The 15,027-nt window shown below is 63.0% G+C and carries 13 protein-coding genes; 3 read left to right on the forward strand and 10 right to left on the reverse strand.

Translation table 11 applies throughout. From position 1 onward, the window contains the following. Nucleotides 1–220: 220 nt before the first annotated feature. Together GPT34_RS00970 and GPT34_RS00975 are read left to right on the forward strand one after the other, a co-directional pair. A complete protein-coding gene (locus tag GPT34_RS00970; RefSeq protein WP_291008453.1) occupies nucleotides 221–1,663 on the forward strand; it encodes an aminotransferase class III-fold pyridoxal phosphate-dependent enzyme in 1,443 nt (480 codons plus the stop codon). Nucleotides 1,664–1,697: 34 nt separating this feature from the next. After that, nucleotides 1,698–2,501: a nuclear transport factor 2 family protein gene (locus GPT34_RS00975; RefSeq protein WP_291008456.1), complete on the forward strand. Its 804-nt coding sequence runs from the start codon at nucleotides 1,698–1,700 to the stop codon at nucleotides 2,499–2,501. Between the two features lie 161 nt (nucleotides 2,502–2,662). On the opposite strand, the gene tal is transcribed toward GPT34_RS00975, so the two are convergent. Further along, entirely contained in the window at nucleotides 2,663–3,604 is a 942-nt protein-coding gene (gene tal, locus GPT34_RS00980) for a transaldolase (protein ID WP_291008459.1), read from the reverse strand. Nucleotides 3,605–3,671: 67 nt separating this feature from the next. Between tal and GPT34_RS00985 the strand changes: the two genes are divergently transcribed. Continuing rightward, on the forward strand, nucleotides 3,672–4,520 hold the full coding sequence (locus GPT34_RS00985; RefSeq protein ID WP_291008462.1) for an SIS domain-containing protein: 849 nt from the start codon (nucleotides 3,672–3,674) through the stop codon (nucleotides 4,518–4,520). A 20-nt stretch (nucleotides 4,521–4,540) separates the two neighbouring features. Here GPT34_RS00985 and GPT34_RS00990 read toward each other — a convergent pair whose 3' ends face one another. From GPT34_RS00990 to GPT34_RS01030, 9 genes are all read right to left on the reverse strand, one after another. Then, entirely contained in the window at nucleotides 4,541–5,176 is a 636-nt protein-coding gene (locus GPT34_RS00990) for a hypothetical protein (protein WP_291008465.1), read from the reverse strand. A gap of 121 nt (nucleotides 5,177–5,297) precedes the next feature. After that, on the reverse strand, nucleotides 5,298–6,329 hold the full coding sequence (locus tag GPT34_RS00995; protein WP_291008468.1) for an oligopeptide/dipeptide ABC transporter ATP-binding protein: 1,032 nt from the start codon (nucleotides 6,327–6,329) through the stop codon (nucleotides 5,298–5,300). Nucleotides 6,330–6,483: 154 nt separating this feature from the next. Further along, the gene (locus tag GPT34_RS01000; RefSeq protein WP_291008471.1) at nucleotides 6,484–7,473 is read right to left on the reverse strand and encodes an ABC transporter ATP-binding protein; all 990 of its coding nucleotides are present in this window, start codon (nucleotides 7,471–7,473) and stop codon (nucleotides 6,484–6,486) included. Next, the gene (locus GPT34_RS01005) at nucleotides 7,470–8,381 is read right to left on the reverse strand and encodes an ABC transporter permease (RefSeq protein ID WP_291008474.1); all 912 of its coding nucleotides are present in this window, start codon (nucleotides 8,379–8,381) and stop codon (nucleotides 7,470–7,472) included. The genes GPT34_RS01000 and GPT34_RS01005 overlap by 4 nt, the downstream gene beginning before the upstream one ends. Before the next feature lie 189 nt (nucleotides 8,382–8,570). Then, nucleotides 8,571–10,142 carry an ABC transporter substrate-binding protein gene (locus GPT34_RS01010; RefSeq protein WP_291008477.1) on the reverse strand — a complete coding sequence of 524 codons (1,572 nt, stop codon included), beginning with the start codon at nucleotides 10,140–10,142 and terminating at the stop codon, nucleotides 8,571–8,573. A gap of 56 nt (nucleotides 10,143–10,198) precedes the next feature. Then, nucleotides 10,199–11,416, reverse strand: a complete 1,218-nt coding sequence (locus GPT34_RS01015; protein ID WP_291008480.1) for a M20 aminoacylase family protein — start codon at nucleotides 11,414–11,416, stop codon at nucleotides 10,199–10,201. Nucleotides 11,417–11,418: 2 nt separating this feature from the next. Continuing rightward, nucleotides 11,419–12,399 (reverse strand): ABC transporter permease, encoded by a 981-nt coding sequence (locus tag GPT34_RS01020; RefSeq protein ID WP_291008482.1) that lies wholly within the window; start codon nucleotides 12,397–12,399, stop codon nucleotides 11,419–11,421. Between the two features lie 66 nt (nucleotides 12,400–12,465). Beyond that, nucleotides 12,466–14,037 carry an ABC transporter substrate-binding protein gene (locus GPT34_RS01025; RefSeq protein WP_291008485.1) on the reverse strand — a complete coding sequence of 524 codons (1,572 nt, stop codon included), beginning with the start codon at nucleotides 14,035–14,037 and terminating at the stop codon, nucleotides 12,466–12,468. Between the two features lie 133 nt (nucleotides 14,038–14,170). Further along, nucleotides 14,171–14,989 carry a DUF3047 domain-containing protein gene (locus GPT34_RS01030; RefSeq protein ID WP_291008488.1) on the reverse strand — a complete coding sequence of 273 codons (819 nt, stop codon included), beginning with the start codon at nucleotides 14,987–14,989 and terminating at the stop codon, nucleotides 14,171–14,173. Nucleotides 14,990–15,027 lie beyond the last annotated feature (38 nt).

The following is a 15,027-nucleotide window of genomic DNA, read 5'->3' on the forward strand; positions in this document are numbered from 1 at the left end:
GCAAGGCGGTGTTGCAGCCGCTTGCCGTGGCGAGGCCACTGTCAGCGCGACTGCGCCTTGCCCTGCACCCTCATGCCGCGTCGGAATGCATTCTTGCTTTCTGGCAAGCTTCCAACAAGAAGCCCCGCGAGTTACCTCGCGGGGCTTTTTCGCTTTTTCGCGGGACCGCAGGCAATCGCTCACTGGCTCGGCGTACCTGTTTGTGGACACAATCCAGACCATGACGCTGCAAACACACCGCGAATGGACGCACGCCCCCGCCGACCTGGAACTGCCCGAGGTCAACACCCCTTTGCCTGGGCCATGCAGCCAGGCCCTGTTCAGCAGGCACAACCGCAACGCCACTGGCAGCAACGCAGACCATGAGGTCTATCCCCTGGCGCAGGCCGCGCGGCGCGGCCACCTGGTCGTGGACGCAGACGGCAACACCTTCGCCGACCATCTTTCGGCCTGGGGGGCCTCGCCCTTCGGACCGACGCCTCCCGCCGTCAAGTCCGCAATGGATGATGCCTGGGCCCGCCACGGCATGCAGATCAGCGGCTGGATGCCCAACACCGCCGCCTACGCACTGGTGGAAAAACTCGCGGCCATCGCGCCGGGTCGGCTCAACCGAGTGGAATATTCGGTCTCGGGCACGCTGGCGGTCGAGGGAGCTGTCAAATTCATGCGCGAGGCGCGCGGCCGCCCGCTGATCATCACTTTCGGCGGCCAGTACCACGGCGAATCGACCTACATGAGCGCCGGCGCATCGAGCGATCTGTCCAACGTGTCGTCGGGCCGCACGCAATACGTGGCTGGACTAGTCATGGTGCCCTACCCCAATCGTTTCCGCTCCCCCTTCCGCAAAGGGCCCGGACCTTACGACGACACCGAGGTCCTGGACTACCTTGACTACCTGCTGGTACAGCAGATCCACCCGGACCAGGTGGCCGGCGTGCTGATCGAGCCGGTGCTGGGTGAAGGGGGTATCCACGCGCCCTCCCAGGCATTCTGGGACCGCCTCGGCGACATGTGCCGGCGCTGGGGCTGGCTCTTGTGTCTGGACGAGGTGCAGACCTGCATGGGCCGCACCGGCGAGATGTTTGCGATGCAGCGCTGGCAGGGTATCGACCCCGACCTGCTGCTGCTTGGCAAGGCCTTCGCGGCGGGTGGGCAACCGATTGCAGCGATTCTGGGCACCGACGCCGTGATGCAGGACACCGACCTGCATTTGGGCAGCACCTACGGTTTCGTACCTGCCGCCTGCGCCGGCGCTCTGGCGGGCATCGAACTCATCGAGGCGGGGGGCGTGCTGGAAAATGCCCGTCGACTGGAGAGCATTTTTCTGCAGGAGATGCGACCACTGATCGGACGTATCGAGCAGGTGGGCGATGTGCGCGCGGTGGGCGCCATGGCTGCCATCGAATTCGTGCGCAACAAGCAGACCCACGAACCTGCGCCCGCCTTCCAGTTCGCCGTGCACCAGGCCGCGTTGCGCCGGGGCGTGCTGGGTATTTCGCAGCGCGGCAAATGGCACCATCGCCTGCAGCCGGCGCTGACCATGCCTGAATCCGTGTTCCGCGCCAGCTGCCGGCATCTGCACGAGGCCGTGGCGGAAGTGGCTGAACGGCCTCCGGTCGAGGCGGAGTCGGTACAGCTGGCCGCTGCGCAGGCCAGCCGGTAAGCGTTCAGGCCTTGTCCCGGTCCAACATCACGCCATGCCTCCCGACCAGGATGCCCTGCACACGGTGAACGCCCACAACGACGCCTGGCGCCGGGGCGATGTTGACCAGGTTCTGGCCTTGTACCACCCCGACATGGTCTTCTACGACCACGCCGCCAGCACCCGCCACGAAGGACCTGCGCTGCGCGAGCACGTGCGCTCGGTCATTCAGCGCTCGTCGCTCCACACGCTGGTGTACCTAGACAGGCCACGTGTGGAAGGCGACACCGTGTTCCTGCGCTACCGCGAAACCGTGCGCGCACCCGAAGGCGACGAGTGGCTCAGCCTCTCGGCCTGCGACTGTGTGCGGGTGAGCGACGGGCAAATCGTTGAAATCCACGAATACGCCGTCCTGCAGCACACATCGGCTGGCCGCCAGAACAACCCGCACCGACACGAAGCCAGCCGGATCGGCCTGTCACCGCGAGCGATGGGCTTTCTGCTGCGGGATCTGCAGACTTACTTTGACCAGGGGCAAGCCTTCCTCCAGCCGGGCCTGTCCCTGAACCAAGTGGCCAGCGACACCGGCTACACCCGCAATCAGATTTCCTACGCATTGAACCACGCACTGGACCAGACCTTCTACCGCTATCTTGGGCGTGCCCGTGTTCAACACGCGCTCAGAAACCCGCAGCTGTTCCGGCAGCAGTCGATCGCAGATCTGGCACTGGCGCTCGGCTTTCGTTCGGTGACCGGCCTTTACCGAAGCTTCCGCGACGCTACCGGCCTCACGCCCCGGCAATGGCAGGAAGGGGCGCCGGAGGCAACCACTCCAGACCGGGAACGGGACAGCCAATAGCCCAGGGAGCACCATGAGCGTCTGAGGCGGTGAGCTGCTTTGGCTTGCGCCTTGACCAGGCGCATCACGCTGCGTCGGACTGCATCCATTCGCTTTATCGAGCCCCAAAGAAAAAGCCCCGAGAGGCAACTCACAGGGCTTTTCTTCGCGCCGTTTTGCGACTACTTCATCATGGCTTCGAGCTTGTAGGTGTCGGCCACGAACGCACGAATGCCCTCGGCCAGCTTCTCGGTGGCCATGGCGTCCTCGTTCATGGCAAAACGGAAACTAGCCTCGTTCAGGGAGACGAATGGGATGTCCATGGCCTGGGCGGCTCCGGCGTCCAGCGCCTTGGGCAGGGGCGCTTCGCTGGTCGCCAGTTGCGCAAGCAGCTCGGGGCTGATGGTCAGCAGATCGCAGCCGGCGAGTGCAGTGATCTGGCCCGCATTGCGGAAGCTCGCTCCCATGACCTCGGTGGCGATACCGTGCTTCTTGTAGAAGTTGTAGATCGCGCGTACCGACTTCACTCCGGGGTCGTTGGCCCCGGCCATGGCTTCTTCGTCCCAGGCGGCGCCGGCACTTTTCTTGAACCAGTCGTAGATGCGACCCACAAACGGCGAGATCAGCTGCACCTTGGCCTGGCCGCAGGCCACCGCCTGGGCAAAGGAGAACAGCAGGGTGAGGTTGGTGTGGATGCCGTCGCGCTCCAGGCGTTCGGCCGCCTGGATACCTTCCCAGGTGGAGGCGATCTTGATCAGCACGCGGTCCACATGCACCCCCTCACCCTGGTAGAGGTCGATGATTCGCCTCGCCCGGGTGACGGTAGCCTCGGTATCGAAACTCAGCCGGGCATCGACCTCGGTTGAGACCCGACCGGGAATGATCTTGAGGATCTCTCCGCCGAAGCGCACCAGCAGCCTGTTCATAGTCTCGTCCAGACCCTGGGCCCCGTAACGCGTCACCGCCTCGTGCAGCAGGTGCGCGTATTCGGGCTTTTGCACCGCCTTAAGGATGAGCGAAGGATTGGTGGTTGCGTCCTTCGGCGTGAAGGCGGCCATCTGGTGGAAGTCGCCGGTATCGGCCACGACCGTGGTCAGTTGTTTGAGTGCTTCAAGCTGGTTCATCGCTCGATTATCGACGCCTCGGGTTTCACCGAATCGCGCAAGTTTTGTAACCAAGTTACCATTTGGCATGCTCGACCGAATTAAAGCCTCCCTCCCTTCACTGGCACCCGCCGAACAGCGGGTGGGCAAACTGGTGTTGCTCGACCCGCGCACCTTTGCCAGCCTGCCGGTGACTGAGCTCGCGCTGCGCGCGCACGTGAGCAAGCCCACCGTGGTGCGGTTTTGCCGCAGCATGGGCTATGACGGCCTGTCGGACTTCAAGCTCAAGCTGGCCGGCACAGTAAGCGAAGGCGTACCCTTCATCCACCGCAGCGTAGACGCCGACGACAAGGTGGGTGACGTGCTGGTGAAGGTGATCGACAACACAGTGGCGGCTTTCCTGAAATACCGCAACGACGCGTCGGCGCACGCGGTGGAAAAGGCGGTTGATGCTCTGTACGCCACCTACAAGAACCGCGGCCGCATCGAGTTTTACGGCGCTGGCAACTCGGGCATCGTGGCTCAAGACGCACAGCACAAATTCTTCCGCCTGGGCATCAACGCCATCGCCTACAGCGACGGTCACATGCAGGTGATGGGCGCTTCGCTACTGAGCCCGGGTGACTGCCTGGTCATCGTGTCCAACTCCGGGCGCACCCGCGATCTCATGGACGCGGCTGACATCGCCCGCAAACACGGCGCCACGGTGATCGTGATCACCACCAGCGGCTCGCCGCTGGCCCTCTCCGGCCACATCCACCTGGCCGCTGACCACCCGGAAGGCTACGACCGCTACAGCCCCATGACCTCGCGCCTGATGCACCTGATGGTTATCGACGTGGTGGCCACCTGCCTGGCGCTGCGCATCGGCGGCACGAAACTGCAGCCGCTGCTGAAAGAAATGAAGAACAACCTGCGGAGCAAGCGGTACGCATAAGCTTTTGTTTCTTTCCCGTATCAGGGCGCGGGCTTGAAAGACTTGAGCTCAGTCACCCTGTCGTTCCGGAGTCGTCCGTTTCGGTAATCCTTGTACTCGGTTTTGACGATGCGACTGATCGCTGGTGCGTACCACTGCACCTGGGTCATGCGGAAAGAGCCTTGCCAGCTGACCCCAGTGAGCCAGCCACCCGATTCAATCTTGAAGGTTTCAAACTCACCGGCAGGTGTCATCAGCTTTTCAGCAGCCACCACTTTGAAGTCGATTTCGCCTTTTGAGCGGTCACCCTTTAAGGTGGTGGCCTCGTAAACGCCTTGCCAGGTACTGCCGACAGTCAGCGGAAACTTGAGATTCGGATATGGCGGATCGTATCGGGTGCCACTGGACCCCGACTGAACCGAATGCCACTCCAGAGTGGCGATTCCATCCATTTCCGCTGGCGTCCGGTCTGGGCGTACGGTCTTGAACTTGATCAGGGCGTCGTCAACCGCAGTGATCGTCAAGATTTGCTCCGAAATTCGATTGCTGGCCTTGTCGTTAACCGTGAACACCGCGACCTCTCCAGCCTTGACTACGGGCATGCTTACGCCATCGGCCTGCGCCAACACACTGGTAGAAACCCACGCCGCAACCAAACACAACAAAGTCTTGAACATGAAGCTCTCCTGCAGATGTGCATGCACGGCACTAGCCCACTGCGGACCAAGGAAACCGTTCATACAACGCCGGGCAGATTAATGTGCGCCAGACGCCTTGACACTGGGGGAAACACTCAACTCAAATCCTGTCTTCTTGTACGGCATGACACGCCACGCGAACACCGCCAATGCTTTGCAGCACCGGGCGCTCCTTGCGGCAGCGGTCGTTGGCATGGGGACAGCGCGGGTTGAAGGCGCAGCCGGCGGGTGGGTTGAGCGGGTTCGGCACTTCGCCACTCACGGGCGTGCGCGCCCGACCCGTGTCGTGCATCTTGGGAATGGCATCGAGCAGCATTCGCGTGTAAGGGTGCCTCGGGCTGTCGAACAGCGAGTGTTTAGGCGCCAGTTCCACCAGCCGCCCAAGGTACATCACTCCCACCTGGTCGCTCACGTGGCGCACCACGGCCAGGTTGTGGCTGATGAACAAATAGGTCAGACCGCGCTCGCGCTGCAGGTCTTTCATGATGTTGAGTACTTGCGCCTGAACGCTAACGTCGAGCGCGGAGGTGGGCTCATCACACACCAGAAACTCCGGCTGAGTGGCCAGCGCGCGCGCAATCGATATGCGCTGGCGCTGCCCGCCCGAAAACTGGTGCGGGTACTTCACCCGGTCTTGCGGCGATAGGCCGACCGAGCGCAGCAAATCATCCACCCGCGCATGCAGCGCCTCGGGATCGGTTTCGATGGCGTGCTCACGCAGCGGCTCGGCGATGATGTCCTCCACAATCCAGCGGGGATTCAAGCTGGCATAGGGATCCTGGAAAATCATCTGGATGCGCCGGCGCAGGTGCCTGCCCTGCGGCGTCTTGAAGGCCGCGTGGGCATCCTGCCCGTAAAATTCAAAGCCTCCGCGCGTGGGCTCGTACAACCCCACCAACAAGCGCGCGACCGTGCTCTTGCCACAGCCCGATTCACCCACCAGCGCCAGCGTTTCACCGCGCGCAATGTCGAACGAGACACCATCAACCGCGCGCAGCAGCAGCCGCGGCTGGCGCTCCAGCACGCGGTTGAGCCACGGGGCAGACACGTCGAAAGTCTTGGCCAAATCGGTGGCGCGCACCAGAGGTGCAGCCTCGGTCACGAGAGGCTCGCTGACTTGAGGTTCAACCATGGCTGTCTCAGCAGGAGGCTCCTCCTGAGCAGGTTCGGGGGAGGGACCTTGGCTGCGCCGAGCGTGAAGCGCCATGGCTTTTTCGATGGACTTCATCGGGTTCCTTCGCCCTGCGGGCAGCGGCGTGAGCCCCTTAGGTACAGCACTGCGGCGCTCATGCCTTCACCTCCGGCGTGACCACAGCCTCTTGAGCATGCAGCCAGCAGGCGGCTCGCGTGGCGCCCGCACCGAGCAGATCAGGCCTATCCCGATGACACCGGTCAAACACACGATCGCAGCGTGGGTTGTAGGCGCACCCCGTGGGGATGGCGTTCAGCCGCGGCATGGCTCCGTCGATCTGGTGTAAGCGCTCGCGGTCAACACTCATGTCGGGAATGCACGCCATGAGGCCGGCGGTGTAGGGGTGAGCCGGGTGGTTGATCACCTCGTGCACCGGACCCACTTCGGCGATACGCCCGGCGTACATGACCGCCACGCGGTCGCAGGTTTCGGCGATCACGCCCATGTCGTGCGTGATCAGCATCACGGCGGCACCGCGATCCTTGCAGATGGTCTTGAGCAGGGTGATGATCTGCGCCTGGATCGATACATCCAGCGCGGTGGTCGGCTCGTCGGCCACGATGAGCTGCGGCTCGGCAGCCAGGGCCAGCGCGATCACCACCCGCTGGCGCATGCCGCCAGAGAACTGGTGCGGATAGTGGTCGATGCGCTGCTCGGCCGCCGGAATGCCGGTGTCCCTGAGCAGCTGGATGGCACGCTGGCGTGCTTCCATATGGTTCACCGGCAGGTGGGTGGTGATGGTTTCGATCAGCTGGCGTCCGACTGAATACAGCGGGTTGAGCGAGGTCAGCGGATCCTGAAAAATGGCGCCGATCTTGCGGCCGCGTATCTTGCGCATCTCCTCGTAAGGCAGGTTGTCGATGCGCTCGCCGTGCAGCAGGATCTGACCCGAGGCCACACGGCCGGGTGGCTCCAGCAGACCGATGATGGACGCACCGGTGAGCGACTTGCCAGCCCCCGATTCGCCGACCACGCCCAGGATTTCACCCGGCGCGATGGCAAACGAAATGTCGTCCAGCGCACGCAGCGTGCCACGCCGGTGTGGGAACTCGACGACGAGGTTGTTGACTTCAAGCAGGTTCATTGCAGTCTTGGATTCAGTGCGTCGCGCAGCCAGTCGCCCAGCAGGTTGACCGACAGCGCGATCAGCACCAGCATCAGGCCGGGGAAGATGGTGATCCACCACTCGCCGGAGAACAGGTAGTCATTGCCCACGCGGATCAACGTGCCCAGCGAGGGCGAGGTGGGTGGCGCGCCAACCCCCAGGAACGACAGCGTGGCCTCGGTGATGATGGCGGTGGCCACCTGGATGGTCGCCAGCACCAGCACCGGACCCATCACATTGGGCAGCACATGGCCACGCATGATGCGCAGCGGCGCCACACCGGTCACGCGCGCAGCCTGTACATATTCTTTGTTGCGCTCCACCAGCGTGGAGCCGCGCACGGTGCGTGCGTACTGCACCCAGCCGGTAAGCGAAATCGAGATGATCAGAACGCCAAACGCCAGCGTGTCGTGTGCGTTCGGAAACAGAGCTCGGCCCACACCCGCGATCAGCAGTGCGACCAGGATGGCCGGGAACGACAGCATCACGTCGCACAGCCGCATCAGCACCGCGTCGATCCAGCCGCCGAGGAAGCCGGCCAGCAAACCCAGGCCCACACCCACGATTACAGAGAGCACCACCGAGGCGAAACCCACGGCCAGCGAGATGCGCGCGCCGTACATCAGCGCCGACAGAATGTCGCGCCCCTGGTCGTCGGTACCCAACAGAAAGCTGGAGCTGCCACCGGCGCTCCAGGCGGGCGGCAGCCGGGCGTTGGAGAGCTCCAGCGTGGCCAGGTCAAACGGGTTGTGCGGCGCCACCCACGGCGCAAACACCGCACAGAAAACGCACACGAAAGCGATCAGCGCCGCGACGATGGCGGTGGGAGAGCTGCGAAAACTGTGTCCAATATCGCCATCGAACCAGCGGTGAAGAGCGGAGATCAAGAGATGACTTTCGATTCAGGCAAGCCGTGTGGCAAGAAGACCGGCAGAAAGGTTCACGAGAGCCAGCACGGAGCTGACTGCACCGCGGGCCGCGAGCACCGCCCCATCTCAGAATGCCGTGGAACCGGCTCCGCCGGTCCACAGTCGCTGCCCTCTGGGGGGTGACGCCGCGGGTGGCTCGGGAGGAGCCTACTTCACAGCCATGAAGCGGAACGGCATCACGTTGTCGGCCATTTGCACCAGCTCCACATTGTTGGCCACGCCCCATGCCAGCGCCTGCTGGTGCAGCGGCAGATGGCCGATGTCATCCGCATGCAGGGTGAACGCCTCCTTGATGAGGGCGTTGCGCTTGACCTTGTCGGTTTCCGACTGGATTTTCAGCGTGAGCTCATCCACCTTGGGGTTGCAGTAAGCGCCCAGGTTGAACTGGCCAGCGCCCTTGTCGTCCACGCAACGCATCAAGGCATTGAGCGGGTTGTGGGAGTCATAGGTGCTCGGGGTCCAGCCCAGCAGATAGAAGCTGGTGTCGCGCTTCAGGATCTTGGGGAAGTAGGTGCCCTTGGTCTCGGCTTGCAGGTTGATCTTCACACCCACACGCGCCAGATTCGCCGCCACGGCCTGACAGATGTTGCTGTCGTTGACATACCGGTCGTTCGGGCAGTTCATGCTGACCTCAAAACCGTTGGGGTAGCCCGCGTCGGCCAGTAGCTTCTTGGCCGCATCCGGGTCGTACGGCAGGCGCTTGTCCATGGCCTCGTCAAATCCGTTGATACCAGGGCCCACCATCAAGCCAGTCGGCCGCGACGCACCGCGCATCACCGTTCTCTGAATGCCATTGATATCGATCGCCTGGTAGAAAGCCTGACGCACACGCTTGTCTTTGAACGGGTTCTTGCCTTTGACATTGGAGTACAGCAACTCGTCGCGCTTCTGGTCCATGCCCAGGAAGATGGTGCGCAGCTCAGGGCCTTGCAGAACGCGCGCCTTGCCGCTGGCGGTGATGCGCGCAACGTCCTGCAGTGGCACCGGCTCGATCACGTCCACCTGGCCCGACAGCAGCGCGGCCACGCGGGTGGCATCGTTGCCAATTGGCGTGTACTCGACGTTGATCACGTTGCCTTCGATCTTGCCCCAGTAGGCGCCATTGCGCACAAAGGTGGTCTTGACGCTGGGCTGGCGTTCGCGTAGCCGGAAAGGCCCGGTGCCGTTGGCTTTGAAGGATGCGGTGTTTTCAACGCCCTTGCGGCGGTCGACCGGCTTGGTCGCGCTGTTTTTCTCCGACCAATCCTTGCTCATGATGTAGAAGAAGGAGAACACGTCGGGCAGGATGGGAAACGGCGCCTTGGTCTCAAATTCCACCGTGTGGCTGTCGACCTTGCGCACTTCCTTGATGTCGTTGGTGTAGCTGCGCATGTCGGAGCCCTCACCCGAGCCGCGCGCGAAGCTGAACACCACGTCGTCGGCGGTAAAGGGCGTGCCATCGTGAAATTTCACGCCCTTGCGCAGCTCAAAACGCCACACGGTGGGCGACACCTGCTTCCAGGCCGTGGCCAGCGCGGGTGTCAGCGCCAGGTTCTTGTCACGCCCCACCAGCGGCTCGTACACGTTGCCGGTCACGCTGAGCTGCGTAGTCTCGTTCAGCGAATGAGGGTCCATAGACAAGGCATCGCCCTGGTTGCCGATGCGCACGGTCTGGGCCAGCGCCGCGCCTGAGAAGGTGGCGAGCACCAGTGAGGTGGTCAATGCATGTTGAAGTTTCATGGTTCGCTCCTGATTGAAATAGGTGTTGTTCGAATGAGGTTGGCCAGTGGACCAGCCTAGGGAGAATTGTGCAAAGGCATGCCATGCTCGATCAGGCTGGCGTGGAGCGCAGCGCCGAGGGGCAGCACATCGTCGTTGAAATCGTAGCGCGTGTTGTGCAGGAAGCAGCTGCCTTCGCCGCCCTGGCCCAGACGCAGGTAGGCGCCAGGCTTGACCTGCAGCATGAAAGAGAAGTCTTCGGCTCCCATGCTCGGGTCCATCTGGCGGTCCACATGCTCATGGCCGACCAGCCTCTGCGCCACATCGCCGGCGAAACGCGCCTCGGGGGGCGTGTTGATGGTGGCAGGGTAGATGCGTTCGTAGTGCACGTGTGCCGAAGCGCCCAGGCCCAGCGCCACGCCCGAACACACTTCGTTCAGCCGCTTTTCCACCAGATCCTGTACCTCAGGGCTGAAGCTGCGCACGGTGCCCACCAGCGTGGCCTTGCCCGGCACGACGCTGAACGCACCCATGTCACCCGCCTGCATGGCACACAGGCTGATCACCGCGCTGTCGATGGCACGCACATTGCGCGAGACGATACTTTGCACCGCGGTGATGATGTGTGCCGACACCAGCACCGGGTCCACCGCCAGGTAGGGATGGGCGCCGTGCCCGCCCTTGCCGCTGATTTCGATGGTGATGCGGTCGGCGGCAGCCATCATGGCCCCGGGGTTCACGCCCACGGTGCCCGGCTTCATCTGCGGCCAGTTGTGCATGCCGTACACCGACTTCACCGGGAAGCGCTCAAACAGCCCGTCCTCGATCATGGCCTTGGCGCCAGCGAAACCTTCTTCGCCCGGCTGGAAGATCAGCACGGCCGTGCCGTCGAACTGTCGCGTCTCGGCCAGGTAGCGTGCAGCGCCCACCAACATGGCCGTGTGGCCATCATGACCGCAGCCGTGCATCATGCCCTGCCGGGTCGACTTCCAGGCGAAGTCGTTGGTTTCGGTGATCGGCAGCGCGTCCATGTCGGCCCGCAGGCCCATCATCTGGCCGCTGCCGCGTTGCTGCCCGTGAATCAGGGCGACCACACCGGTCTTGCCGATGCCGGTGTGGATTTCGTCCACCCCGCAGACCTTGAGCGCCTCCACCACGCGCTGAACGGTGTAGTGCTCCTCGAACCCAATCTCCGGGTGCGCGTGCAGATCCCGGCGCAACGCGGTGAGCTCGGGGTGAAACGCCGCGATGTGCGAGAACGCGCGACCGTGGGCCTTGATGCAGGGGGCGAGCATGTTCAATGCCCTCCTGCCTTTTCGACGCGCAACCGCGGGTCGACGGCGAAATACAGCAGGTCCACGATCAGGTTGATGATCACGAAAATCAGCGCGATCAGACACAGGTAGGCGGCCATCACAGGGATGTCCGCAAACGTGACCGCCTGGATGAACAGCAGCCCCATTCCCGGCCACTGGAACACGGTCTCGGTAATGATGGCAAAGGCGATCAGTCCCCCGAGCTGCAGGCCTGTGATCGTCATCACCGGCACCAGCGTGTTCTTGAGCGCGTGCCCGAAGTGCACGGCGCGATTGGTCAGGCCCCGGGCGCGGGCGAACTTGATGTAGTCGGTGCGCAGCACCTCCAACATCTCGGCGCGCACCAGACGCATGATGAGCGTGAGCTGGAAAATAGCCAAGGTGATCGCTGGCAACGTGATGTGAAGCCAGCCTTTGGGTGTGAGCAGCCCGGTGGTCCACCAGCCGACCTGCACCACATCACCGCGACCAAAACTCGGGAACCAGCCCAGCTGCACGGCGAACACCAGGATCAGCAGAATGCCGATCAGAAAGGTCGGCAGCGACACACCCAGCAACGAGATCGTCATGAACAGCTGGCTCACGAAGGTGCCGCGCTTGAGGGCAGCGTACACCCCCATCGGAATGCCGACCACCAGCGCCAGCACGCCGGCCACCAGTGCCAGCTCCAGCGTGGCCGGCAGGCGCTCGCCGATCAGGCGAGACACCTTGGCGCCTTGACGCAGGCTGATGCCGAACTCGCCCTGCACCGCGTTGGCGAGAAAGTGCCAGAACTGCACCACAAAGGGCTGGTCCAGTCCCAGACCGGCGCGCAGCTCTCGCACTTGCTCGGGCGTCGCGTCCTGCCCAAGCAGGAACACGACCGGGTCGCCAACATACTGAAACAGCATGAACGCGATCAGCGCCACGCTGACCATGACGACAACGGCCTGGGCCAGCCGGCGAAGAATGAAAGCAAACATCGTTTATGGCAAGAAAAGGGGGCCTGCCCACACGGTGAGCGGCCCCCCTGGGGTACTGGCTCGGAATCAGTTTACCTTGATGAGGCGCCAGTCCAGCCGGTTGTCCGCGCGGTGCACCACATCGATGTTTTTCTTCATCGCCCAGGGGATCACCTGGTTGTGCAGCGGGATGTGGGCCACATCCTGGTTTTGTAGCATCAGCGCCTTGTTGAGCAGCTCGGTGCGCAGCTTGAGGTCGGTCTCCTTCTTGGCGCGCTCGATCAGGCCGTCCATCTGCGGGTTGCTGTAGCGGCCCACGTTGTAGTTGCCGTCACCCTGGGCACCGACGGTGCGCACCAGCGACTGCAGCGAGTACATCGCATCGAAGGTCGGCACGCCCCAGCCCAGCATGTAGATGCTAGCTTCATAGCGCTGGATCATGGGAAAGTAGGTCACCAGCGGCAGCGTGCGCAGCTTGGCTTTGACACCGATCCGGGCCCACATGGCGGTGACCGCCTGGCAGATGGCCTCATCGTTGATATAGCGGTTGTTCGGGCACGCAAAGTCGACCTCAAAACCGTTGGGATAGCCGGCATCCGCTAGCAGCTTCTGAGCTGCCGCCACGTCAAACGCGAAGCGCTTATGCACCGCCTCGTTCCAGCCGTTGACTTGCGGCGCCACCAGCGCGCCGGTGGGCTGACCCAGGCCACGCAAGGTCACGCGGGCGATGGTGTTGATGTCGATCGCCTGGTACAGCGCCTTGCGCACACGCTGGTCCTTGAGCGGGTTCTTGCCCTTGATATCGCTGCCGGGCAGTTCGTTACGGAACTGGTCCATGCCGAAGAAAATGGTGCGGTTCTCAATTCCGTCCACCACCTTCAGGTCTGGCGATGAACGCACACGGCCCAGGTCTTGAGGGCTGGGGTCGAGCACAAAATCCACCTCGCCCGACAGCAGTGCCGCCATGCGGGTGGACACGTTCTTCACCGGGGTGTAGATCACTTCGGTCACGTTGCCTTCGGCCTTACCCCACCAGGCGGGGTTGCGGCTGAGCACCAGCTTCTGGTCAGGCTGCCACTCCTTGAGCATGAACGGCCCGGTGCCCATCGCATTGCGGTGGGCAAAGTTTTCGTCCTGGGTCTTGATGTCTTTGGGCGCGGTGGAGTTGTTCTTTTCTGCCCAGGCCTTGTTCATCATGCGCAGCTCGGTGAGCTGGTTGAGCAGCACCGGGTTGGGGTCTTTGGTAAAGATGTCGATGGTGTTGGCGTCCACCTTCACCACCCGATCGATGCCAGCGGTGTAGACCGCGAAGTTCGATGTCTTGGTCATGGCGCGCTCGATGGAGAACACCGCGTCATCGGCAGAGAAAGTGCTGCCGTCATGGAACTTCACGCCGGTGCGCAGCGTCAGGCGCAACTGGGTCGGGCTCACCTGTTTCCAGGCCGTGGCCAACACCGGCTCAGCCTTGAAGGTGCGGCTGTTGTAGTACACCAGCGACTCATAAACCGACGCATGCACACCGTTGGACAAAGCGTTGTTCTGCGAATGAATGTCCCAAGTCGGGATGTCGCTTGCGCTCGTCCACTTGAAGGTCTTGGCTTGCACGCCTGCAGTACTCACAGACAGGGCCGCACTCAAAATCGCGACAGCGTATTTCATTGACTCACACCTCAGATAAATGACAGATGCGGGACTATGCAATAACTGTTCCTGTTCCAGCACGGGGCTAACCCGGATGTCCTGCCTTTGACTGAGGTATTGTCAAAGGCACCCCATGCAGCGCAAGCAGCACTCATTGCTCGCCGGAGGCGGGCTTCAGGTGCAACGCGCCATACCAAGCCTGCAAAGCGCTTTCGGTGTTGTCGGTGTCGGTCATGAGTGCGATGGCCAGCAGCGGACCCGGCTCTTCGCCAAAGGCGCGCACAAAATCGGCGCGCACATCACGCCGGTAATCCAACCATTGGCCGAGCTGAGCTGGGCCTGAAGCCACGACCAGCTTGCGGATGCGGTCGGTGCGCGGGTTGTGGACCACCGTCTCCAGGGGCTCGTTCGCGCTCCAGACGTAGGACAGTGTGGCGAACGGCAGGTCTTCGCCTGTGATCAGGCGGCTGAGTTCGGACAGGCGATGCGCGCGGGGTGAGAGCCGCGCGCGATCGCCACCAAAGGCCAGCACCACCCGCACCGGCGAATCTTCCGCCTGCGCATCACGAAGGTCGGCGCCAGCGGGCAAGGCGTCAACCTTCCAGGAAAACGACAGCGCCCCAACCGCCGCAGACGGCTGGGAAAACCGCTGCCGAAGAATGCTCACCGACTTGTTGGCGCGCACCTGAAGCGCATCGCGCCCAATCACCTGCGTAGGCACGAAAGGCTCCTGTCTCTTGCCCGGCAGCGCAAACACCTCCCAGCCCGGCACGGGCTCAGGCGTGCTCAGCAAACGGTTGGCAAACGGCTGCAAGTCTGCCTCTGGCGAGCGTTGCGCTGTGGCGCCGCCGCCCAGATTTGCACAAGCCGCAAGCGCGACACAAACCAATGGCAGCAAGGCCCAGCGCACACGCGTCGCGGCCGCCTGGCGCCACGACAAGAGAACGATGGCCCATCGCATCAAGAACATCCCAGCGTGAGTAGACGCACCCCGGATTTTCACCTTTT

This window comes from Hydrogenophaga sp., from assembly GCF_011390835.1.
In the GTDB taxonomy this organism is placed as follows: Bacteria; Pseudomonadota; Gammaproteobacteria; order Burkholderiales; family Burkholderiaceae_C; genus Hydrogenophaga.